8 protein-coding genes are annotated in these 9,586 nt (G+C 60.7%); 3 read left to right on the top strand and 5 right to left on the bottom strand.

Features of this window, described 5'->3' with window-relative positions:
* The first annotated feature begins 91 nt into the window (after positions 1–91).
* Positions 92–316, top strand: coding sequence for a DUF1016 N-terminal domain-containing protein (locus J3R75_RS19215; RefSeq protein WP_307265218.1), 225 nt, complete (start codon positions 92–94; stop codon positions 314–316).
* A 26-nt stretch (positions 317–342) separates the two neighbouring features.
* Here J3R75_RS19215 and J3R75_RS19210 read toward each other — a convergent pair whose 3' ends face one another.
* A complete protein-coding gene (locus J3R75_RS19210) occupies positions 343–897 on the bottom strand; it encodes a hypothetical protein (protein WP_307265216.1) in 555 nt (184 codons plus the stop codon).
* 427 nt (positions 898–1,324) lie between these two features.
* Between J3R75_RS19210 and J3R75_RS19205 the strand changes: the two genes are divergently transcribed.
* Both J3R75_RS19205 and J3R75_RS19200 read left to right on the top strand, forming a co-directional pair.
* Complete coding sequence (locus J3R75_RS19205; RefSeq protein ID WP_307265214.1) at positions 1,325–1,564, top strand: hypothetical protein; 240 nt, start codon at positions 1,325–1,327, stop codon at positions 1,562–1,564.
* A gap of 1,247 nt (positions 1,565–2,811) precedes the next feature.
* Complete coding sequence (locus tag J3R75_RS19200) at positions 2,812–3,981, top strand: TolB family protein (RefSeq protein WP_307265211.1); 1,170 nt, start codon at positions 2,812–2,814, stop codon at positions 3,979–3,981.
* A gap of 605 nt (positions 3,982–4,586) precedes the next feature.
* Here the strand turns inward: J3R75_RS19200 and J3R75_RS19195 are convergent.
* From J3R75_RS19195 to J3R75_RS19180, 4 genes are all read right to left on the bottom strand, one after another.
* Positions 4,587–5,459, bottom strand: a complete 873-nt coding sequence (locus J3R75_RS19195) for an Mrp/NBP35 family ATP-binding protein (protein WP_307265208.1) — start codon at positions 5,457–5,459, stop codon at positions 4,587–4,589.
* 67 nt (positions 5,460–5,526) lie between these two features.
* Positions 5,527–7,692 carry a glycoside hydrolase family 38 N-terminal domain-containing protein gene (locus tag J3R75_RS19190; protein ID WP_307265204.1) on the bottom strand — a complete coding sequence of 722 codons (2,166 nt, stop codon included), beginning with the start codon at positions 7,690–7,692 and terminating at the stop codon, positions 5,527–5,529.
* A gap of 43 nt (positions 7,693–7,735) precedes the next feature.
* Complete coding sequence (gene mazG / locus J3R75_RS19185) at positions 7,736–8,527, bottom strand: nucleoside triphosphate pyrophosphohydrolase (protein ID WP_307265202.1); 792 nt, start codon at positions 8,525–8,527, stop codon at positions 7,736–7,738.
* A 31-nt stretch (positions 8,528–8,558) separates the two neighbouring features.
* Entirely contained in the window at positions 8,559–9,524 is a 966-nt protein-coding gene (locus J3R75_RS19180; protein ID WP_307265200.1) for an ABC transporter substrate-binding protein, read from the bottom strand.
* Positions 9,525–9,586 lie beyond the last annotated feature (62 nt).

The raw sequence follows: 9,586 nt of genomic DNA, 5'->3' as shown, positions 1-9,586 counted from the left end.
CCCAATTTTCTATCCGCAGATTCCGCAGATAACGCAGATTGGTTTTTCCGCAGCTAACGCCGCACTGACCTTGCTCTATTGACGCATTGGCATGCGCATTAACGATGAAATTCTCAAGGGAAACAGGGCCGAGTATGGTGAGAAGATTTTGCCGACACTGTCGGAAAAATTGATCCGCGAATATGGTCGGGGGTGGAGCGAACGCAATCTTGCTTGCATGCTTCGCTTCGTCCAGGTGTTTCCTGAAGTGACGATTTTGCCGACACTGTGTGCAAAATTGATGTGGTATTGGCGGGGGGCGGCACTGGGCAGATGATGTGTAATCAGTTCTTTGGCAATATGTCAGCCTGAGAAGTCAGGCATCTGCTTCAACGCGACGAATGCGAGAAGCAGCCGAGGGTTGATGGCGTGTTTGCCGCTCGCGCGAAATTTCCACACTGCCAGGCGGGGCCTTGTTCCCCTTGATTTGGCGGGCGAATATCGGGCACTGGCGGTCAGGTCATCGCTGGTGAGATTGTATGCCAGTAGGCCTGTGGACGTGATGGTGCCAAATGGCTTGCCGTCTAGGTCGGTGCAGGTGAACTCAGGGTGCAGCCATGCATGGACATGGCGAATAAAGCCTACGGTTTTTCCATTCGGATCAAGAAATTCCAGCGGGAAACTGGCCTTGAGCGCTATTCTGCAAGCAGGAGTTGGTACGTCGTCAAGATGCAACTGCAAGATATCGCGACCTGCGAGCCACATGCCCAGAAAACGGTGACGATATTCGACGCTGCGGGTGATAGTGCCAACGAGTCTGCCGTCAGCGGAGTGGAGCAGCGCACTGCGCGATCGCGTCCAGTACAATGGTATTGAGATGTCAATGTCCATAACGACATCAATCATGGTCGTGATCATGTCCGCATTTGGGTGTGGTCGGTATGCAATACGTAGCTGCGACTAGGGTTAGGCCAATGACGATGCTCCAGCCCGTTGCTCGCAGTAGGCGCGAGTGTCGGTCTACAAAGGGAATATAGGGGGAACTATGCTCAAAATCACACGTCATGGTTGTGATGTTGAAGCTACCACCCAGGTCAAGACAGTTGTCGACAGCAATCTGTTCGGATAGAAATAGTAGCGAGGTACGAAGCGGCGTGTAAAGGCATGCGATCACCACGGTGATTCTGATGACTGCCATGATTTTCGGGATAACAGCGTATTTCATCAGCTGCCCTTGGTTACTGGGAACGTGAAGTATCTGCTACAGCATGGACACTGTAACCCGAGGTTCATGCTGAAGCAAGATGTCAATACGGGGTGCCTGTGGCCGCAACGTAATCGGTCAGTGTACACCCCGGCGCTTCGCTGGGACAATTTGCAGGAAACCCACGGCCCGCCGCCGTCCAGCCATCCGACCTTGATTTCCGCCGACCTTTGCGGCAGCGTGTTTCATAGGAGTAACCACCCCGGTGGGGAAAACACCGGGGACAATTTGCAGGAAACCCACGGCCCGCCGCCGCCCAACCATTACACATGGGTGGCTAACCAAGCAGCGGATTTCATAGGAGCAATGCTCTTCACATAGCATGCGGCAATCGCCGGCGATGAGTTGATTGGTAACCATGCACAAGATCATTCGCCGAGGTTTTGAGCACCGAAGGTGCGCCCTAAGATAGCCCAGGGCAAGCGCCCGCAGGGCGCGTCGCCCTGGGTAAGGTGCCCCATCCCAAAAGAGCCCTGAAGGGGCGGCCTAAAAGACCTGCGACGAAGGGTCACAGCGCAAAATTGCCGCAGCAATCAATGAGTTCCATTGCCTCTTTGGCTCCAGTCAGCTTCGCCGACTGAAGCCAAAGAGGCTGAGGAACACGGACCAATATGGCGCGCTACCCAGGGCGGCGCGCGCCTTCGGCGCCGCTTGCCCTGGGCTGGTATGTTTCGCGCTTTCAGCGCTGCTGCCGCTTCGCGGCGGAAATGCACGACGAGAAAAGGCTGCTTGGTTGAAACAACAAGTGCCATGGATACCGTTAAATGCAGAGCATCGGTTTCATAGGAGTCATTGATAACTACCGTCCACGCTTTGTAGTGTTCTCCGCGTCCACATAACGACAGACGAGGCGGGACGACATCAAGCAGAGTGGCGTGTGGCGGTTTGGTGATTGGTTGAGGTCCTCATGCGACGGCGCGGGCGAGACGACCGCACCACTATCGAAAGGGGGCAGGCGGGGTATTCGGAAGGCAGACGGCGGCGACACAATTGGCCCGACATGTGGCGAGGCGACAACAAACCTCCCCTAATTCAAAATGTGATTTTAATTTGGAGGAAGTCGTTGGGTTTTGCGACGTTACTCTGCGCAAGTTATGGAGAACGCACGGATGGGGTTGTAGCACGTAACCGAGGGCAGTGATTGAGAACAGGCGGCTGCCAGCGCTGCCCACTGGCGGGGCACCGGGCTTTTCTATGGACGCCATCTTGGCCGCCGCCAGTCAGTCCCGGTGTCCAAGTAGTCCACAACCGGTCTGCGGCGTCCAAGGCGTCATTCCCCATGGTCTAGAAAGTCCCAACGGTCCAATCCATGAGATCATGCCTCATGAGTCGTGAGTCCTCGCCCCAGCGCACGCAGTCGCCAAGGAGAGTCCCGCCGGTCCTAGTCGTCCCCTGGGACTGGCTGTTATCAATCACAGACCGGTTACGTGTCTCCTGGAAAACTGTGCTGGTTGTTCTCGCAAAGCGGCGGAGTCGGGGTACAGTTTTTGGTTTACGACTTACGCACGGGGCGTACAGCCATTGAGTGACCGATTGAGCAGCAAAATGATTGAGGAGCAGAGACAACGATGCGTATTCACGACACGTACGAGTGGCGTCGCCTGACGCCGGCGGATGGTCATTATTACTTCGGGTATTACGATCGCTGTCCCTGGAATCACGATCAGAGCCTGCATTTGGCGTTGCGGATTGACCAATGCGAGCGGCTGCCGGAGCGGGGCGAGCGGGCTGAGATCGGCGTGGTGGATCGGGCCGGGACCTACACGCCCCTGACGTCCACGCGCGCCTGGTGTCATCAGCAGGGCTGCATGAGCCTGTGGTTGAAACACCGCCCGGACTGCTTCATCTACAACGATTTCGACATGGATTCGCAGCGGCTGGTGTCGCGGATTTACCAGCTGGGCACGGGCGTGGTCGGTGAGTATGCGGTGCCGATTTACGCGATGTCGCCGGACGGCCATTGGGGCGTTTCGCTCAACTTCAGCCGCATACCGCGCCGAGGCTATAGCTATGCGGACGCGGTGTTGCCCTGGGAGCCCCAGCCGGACTTGGACCAGGAAGGCCTGTTTTTGGTGGACCTGCACACGGGCGCGGTGAAGCTGATTGTGAGTTATCGGCAGATGATCGCGCTGCATCCGGTGCCCTTTGATCTGGAGGACATGTACATCTGGCTGAACCACGCGATTTTCAACTGTGATTCCAGCCGGCTGCTGTGGTTGTTCCGGCAGTGCAGCAATCCGCTGGATCCCAGCTGGCGCACGCATATGTACACGGCGAATATCGATGGCAGTGACCTGATGTGCCCCCTACCGCACTTCTACTGGAATGGCATGATCTCTCACCAGATATGGGGGCGGACGCCGCGGGAGGTGCTCATTGACGCGACTTGGCGCGGCAAGGGCGCCGAATACGTCGTCTTCGACGAACGCACCATGCCTCTGCAAGCGACGCGGATTTCGCGCGGCATGGGCCCGATGGCCCATCTCATCTTCTCGCCCGACGGCACCAAGATGCTGGCGGACAGCTATCCGGACAGCTTTGGCTTCCAGCAGCTTGGGCTGGTGGACGTGGCTACGGGCGGTATCACGCGCCTGGGGCACTTCCGGCACTTCCGCGGCAAGGGCTACTGCGTCGACACGCGCTGCGACCTGCATCCGCGCTGGTCGCCCGATGGTAAGACCGTGACGGTGGACAGCATCCATGACGGGCGGCGCGGCATTTACATGCTGGAACTCTGAGGACGGATGGCGTTTCTTTTATCCGCAGATTGCGCAGATTGACGCAAATGATGGCGGCCTGTCTTGCCGCTACGCGGTAATTCACGCCGCCGGCATTAAGGCGCTATTTAGGCCTCACGCGAAGACGCGAAGGCGCGAAGAAGACAGGGAAGAGGCGGCCTGTCTTGCCGCTACGCGGTAATTCACGCCGCCGGCATTAAGGCGCTATTTAGGCCTCACGCGAAGACGCGAAGGCGCGAAGAAGACAGGGAAGAGGCGGCCTGTCTTGCCGCTGCGCGGCAATTCACGCCGCCGGCATTAAGGCGCTATTTAGGCCTCACGCGAAGACGCGAAGGCGCGAAGAAGACACGCCGCCGGCATTAAGGCGCTATTTAGGCCTCACGCGAAGACGCGAAGGCGCGAAGAAGACAGGGAAGAGGCGGCCTGTCTTGCCGCTGCGCGGTAATTCACGCCGCCGGCATTAAGGCGCTATTTAGGCCTCACGCGAAGACGCGAAGGCGGGAAGAGGGCTTTTTTATCCGCGGATTACGCATATTTACGCGGATTTCATTGTGGCGGCGTGGTTTGTGCCACGCCGCCCGTATTTATGGGGGAGGGTGTGTTGCTTATTCTTCGGGGAGGGCGAGCAGCGGCTGGATGATGCTGGCGAAGGCCTTGGCCATGGCTGACTCGGGGTATTTGTGGACCATGGGGACGCCGGCGTCGGAGCATTCGGCGACCAGCGGGTCGATGGGAATGCGGCCGAGGAAGGGCACTTTGGCCTTGGCGGCCAGGGTCTCGCCGCCGCCCTGCTTGAAGATGTTGGTGATGGTGCCACAGTGCGGGCAAGCGAAGCCGCTCATGTTCTCAATCACGCCGATGACGGGCAGGTCAAGCTTCTCACAGAAGTTGATGGACTTGCGGACGTCGGCTGCGGCGACCTCCTGAGGCGTGGTGACCACGACGGCGCGGGTATCGCCCTTGAGAATCTGGCGGACGGAGAGGGGCTCATCGCCGGTGCCGGGAGGGCAGTCGATGATCAGGAAGTCCAGTTCGCCCCACTCGACGTCTTCGAGGAACTGCTGGATGGCGCCCTGCTTCATGGGGCCGCGCCAGATGAGGGCGTCGTCAGTGTTTTCCAGGAAAAAATCTACCGAGATAACTTTGATGCCGGCGACTTCCGGGGGAATGATGCAGTCGTTGGCGAATTCGGTATGGGAGCCCTTGAGTCCCATCATGGTCGGGATGCTCGGGCCGTGGATATCGACGTCGAGGAGGCCAACGCGGCGGCCCTCCATGGCCAGACTGATGGCGAGATTGACCGCGACGGTGCTTTTGCCGACGCCGCCTTTGCCAGAGAGAACGAGGATTTTGTGCTTGATATTGGCCATTTGGGCGAGGAAGCGGATTTCTTTGGCGGTGGGTTCGTGGCAGCTACCGTCATTGCATGATGAGCAGCTGGAGCACTTGTGGTCGCAGGATTGGGATTTGTCTGCCATGGGAACGATTTTCCTTTGGGGTTAATGGGGATAGTGGGACGAATAACGGTGATGGTTGTTGCGGTGGCTATGCGGGTGGCATGCCGCGGGTGAGATCGGCGAAGAAGGGCGGTCGCAGCCATGAGTAAAGCTCCTGCCAGAGCTCATTCGGGCTGGCCTTGTCGATGTTGAAGCGGAAGCGGAAGTGGTGTTCGCCGCGGTCGCTGCTGACGCCGTCGAGGGTGCCGCCGGGGTGTGGTGCGTGATGGGCCATGAGCGGGCTGCGCAGGAGCGTGAAGCGGAGGCGCTGGGGGGTGGCGTCGAGCGCGAAGACGTCCGGGCAGATGACGGTGAGCCGCTGTTGTGGGGCGACGGGCACGGCGGTCCAGCCCTGGATAGGGTATTCGCGGCCGTCGAGCGGGCGCTTGCTGGCGCCGCCGCAGATGGCGTCCAGGCGGTTGTCGCCGTTGCCGGCGATAGGCAGGACGAGCTTAAGGACGCGGCGTTTTTCCTGCCAAGACACGCGGATGGTCATTTCCATGGCGTCGCTGTCGTGGTGGAGGCGGAAGGTTCGGATGACATCGCTGTTGCCGATGCGGCCGGCCTGGGCGATCTGCGTAAGGAGTGGCCCGGTGAAGCTGAGTTCGGGGGCACCCCAGGTGGCAAGGGCGGCGGGAGTGTCGGCGTAGCGGTCGATGCCGTGTGACCAAGTGTCGCTGCCATCGTCAATGAGGGCAAGTTCGGGCAGAAGGTGGTCCATGCCGCCGAAGTGGCAGCGGGCCTGGCTCAGGTCCAGGGCGGCGCTATGGCTGTGGTTGCACATGCGCCATGGCGGGGCTGGGAAGGCACTGGTGTCGTTGTCGCCAGCTGCAGTGGTCGCCGGCTGCTGTTCGTCGGTGCTTGGCACGAGCCGCAGCGCTTTGATTTCGCCGGGTGCGAGCTGCAGTTTGATGGCGATGCGGGTGAGCCAGCGCCAGCCGATGACGGCTTCGCAGGGAATGGCTTGGGTAGGGACGGCCTGGCCATGGTCGTCGATGACGCGGAAGTGCCACGGTTTGCCAGCCAGCCACGGCTCGCATTCGGCCCAGCCGGCGAAAGGCCGGTCGGAGGCGTTGAAGAAGATCAGGCGCTGGCAGGGATCGTCGGGGAGGGCTGTCAGGCGTTGGCGCAGTTCGTAGTGGATGCGTTCTTCGGCCCAGGCTTCGGCGGCGCCGAGCTGGTTGTGGACATGTTTGTATGCCGAAGCCAGGCACGTGCCACCGAGAGTGTCGTGGAATTGATGGAAGACGACATTTTGCCAGTGGCTTTGGTGGCAGCGCGCCTGGTCGTCGGACAGCGTCGGCATGACGCTGTCCAGCTGGGTCAGGCGCTGGGTGGCATCGCGCAGGGCCAGTTTGCCCTGGCGGTGGACACTGTAGCAGCCGATGGCGTGGTACTGCAGTTCGCCGGTGACCACGGGCAGTGTTGGCACAGCGTTAGCGATGGCGGCGAAGAAACGGCTGGGCGTAGAGAAGACCAGGCGCATACCGGGGAAGGCGTCGGCGTGTTCGCGTAACCAGGCGATGGCTTTTTCGCTGGGGCCGCCGCCGTGGTCGCCGATGCCGGCGAAGCACAGCGTGTGGGTGACGCCGGCGGGCAGGCCGTTACAGCAGGCGCGAAGCCGCGCCTCGATCTTTGCCGGGTCGGCGATTTCCTGGTCGAGATTGTAGCTCTGGGCAATACGGAAGGTGGTGAGCTCGGGGCCGCCGTCGTCGCCGCGCCAGCGGAAGAGCCGTGCGGGCAGGGCCATTTCGTGTTCCTGCGGGCGCATCATGACGTAGTGCTTTTGGCCGGCGGCGCGCATAAGCGCGGGCAGGGACGCATTGTGGCCGAAGGAGTCCGGGCAGAAGCCGCTGTCGGGGAAGCACCCGAAGTGCTGCTGGAAGTAGTCCTTGCCGAGCTGGATTTGCTGGCGGAAGCCGTCGCCGTCGGGCGCATTGCAATCCGGTTGCGTCCACCAGCCGCCGGTGATTTCCCAGCGGCCGGCGCGGACCAGCTGTTGGATGCGGGCGAAGAGTGCCGGATCGCAGTCCTGAATTTGCTTATAGACCCAGGCTTCACCCTGGGTGAAGAAGATATCGGGATTATTATCGAGGCGATCGGCGGCGCTGCGGCAGGTAGCGATGGCCTCGTCGAGGCCGGCGGACCATTGCCAGAGCCAGATGGGGTCGAGGTGGGCGTGGAAGACCAGATGGACGGTGATGGTCGCGGACATGATGGCACCTTGGCAAAACGGCCGGGATTGAGGGCTGGTGGGGTCAGGACTTGTTGGCTCGTTCGGCCATCTTGGCTTCTTCCCAGGCGTCGATGAGTTCTTCGGGGGCGCAGTCGCTGGTCTGCCGGCCCTGGTCGGCGATGAGTTGTTCCATGGCGGTGAAGCGGCGGATAAATTTGCCCACGGCCTGCTGCATGACTTCTTCGGCCTGGACCTTCTGCCAGCGGCAGAGATTGACCATGGTGAAGAGCAGATCGCCGAGTTCCTCTTCGATGTCTGCGGGGGTGCCATTGCGGGCGGCATCGCGCACTTCGCCGAGTTCTTCTTCGATTTTGTTGATGGCGTCGGCGATGTCGGGCCAGGCGAAGCCGGCCTTATCGGCCTTGTCGAGGGCCTTTTGGGCGCGGGCGAGGGCGGGGAGACTACGGGGCAGCTGGTCGAGGGTGTAGGCGCTGGCGGCGGGGCCCTTTTCGACCTTCTTGATCTCGTCCCAGAGCTTGACCACATCGCCTGCGTCATTGACGGTGACCGTGTCGAAGACATGGGGGTGGCGGCGCAGCATCTTGTCGGCCTCGGATTTGGCGACATCCTGGAAGTCGAAGTGGCCGTTTTCGCTGGCGATCTGGGCATGAAGGACGACCTGCAGGAGCAGGTCGCCGAGTTCATCGCGCATGGCGTCGTGATCGCCGTCCTCGACGGCATCAAGGAACTCGCCGGCTTCCTCGACGAGGAAGCGGCGCAGTGACTGGTGGGTCTGCTTGCAGTCCCAAGGGCAGCCGCCCTCGGGGGCGCGCAGCTTGGCAACGATATCGACTAGGCGCTGGAGTTGGTCCATGGTGTGCAGTACGGCCTGACGGCCGCGTTTCTCAGAAGATGGAGTCTGGGTAGTAGAAGTCGCGGGCATTGTCCCGGGTGATGATTTCGGCGGGGATGATGATGGTTTTTTCGTCGTCGGCCAGTTCGCCGCGGAGGCCCTTGATGGCGTAGTCGACGCCGTCGGCGATCATCTTGGGCGGGTAGGTGACATTGAAGGGAATGAGCGGGTCGCCGTCGAGGATGCGCTTGACGATGGCCTTGCTGCCGGCGCCGCCGACGAAGCATTTGATGTCCTTGCGGCCGGATTCCTCGTAGGCCTTGAGGGCGCCGAGGAGCACGTCGTCATCGCCGGTCCAGACGGCATCGATCTGTGGGTATTTCTGGAGGTAGTTCTCCATGAGCTTCAGGCCTTTTTCGGTATCCCAGTAGGCGGATTGGGATTCGAGGATTTCGATGCCGGGGTGTTGTTTGATGACCTCGTTGAAGGCATCGACGCGGATGCTGTTGACCGTGCAGGGAATGCCTTCCATGACGAGGATTTTGCCTGTGCCGGCGAGGGCTTTGACGACCGATTCGGCGCCGCCGCGGCCGAAGCCGGCGTTGTCGCCGGCGAGGTAGAGGTTTTGGACGGGCTTGTCGAGGCCGCGATCGACGACGACGAGGTACACGCCGGCCTTGGCGGCTTGTTCGCAGATGCCGGTGAGGGGGCTGGGATCGTGCGGGAGAATGACGAGGGCGTCAATGCCTTGGACCATGAGGTTTTCGACTTTGTCGACCTGCTCGCTGGCGTCTTTGGCGGTGGAGACGATGACTTTGATGCCGGGGTCTTTGGCTTCCCAGTTCTTCTTGGCCTGCTCGGCCCACCAGACGACGCCGCCGGTCCAGCCGTGGTCGGCGCTGGGGATGGAAATGCCGATGGTGAGCTGGTCGCTCGTCTTCTTGCCGCAACCGGCAAAGGACAGGGCCGTCAGGGCGGCAATGGCCAGGCACATGCTCAGACGCAACAGGGACTTCATGGTGGAATTCCTTTCGTTGATGATGGATCAACACACAATGAATGATGGGAGAACTAAGAGCG

It is taken from the genome of Oligosphaera ethanolica (assembly GCF_030814695.1).
In the GTDB taxonomy this organism is placed as follows: Bacteria; Verrucomicrobiota; Lentisphaeria; order Oligosphaerales; family Oligosphaeraceae; genus Oligosphaera; species Oligosphaera ethanolica.
Note: the sequence above shows the minus strand (reverse complement) of the source record. Positions and strands in the feature narration are given on the sequence as shown.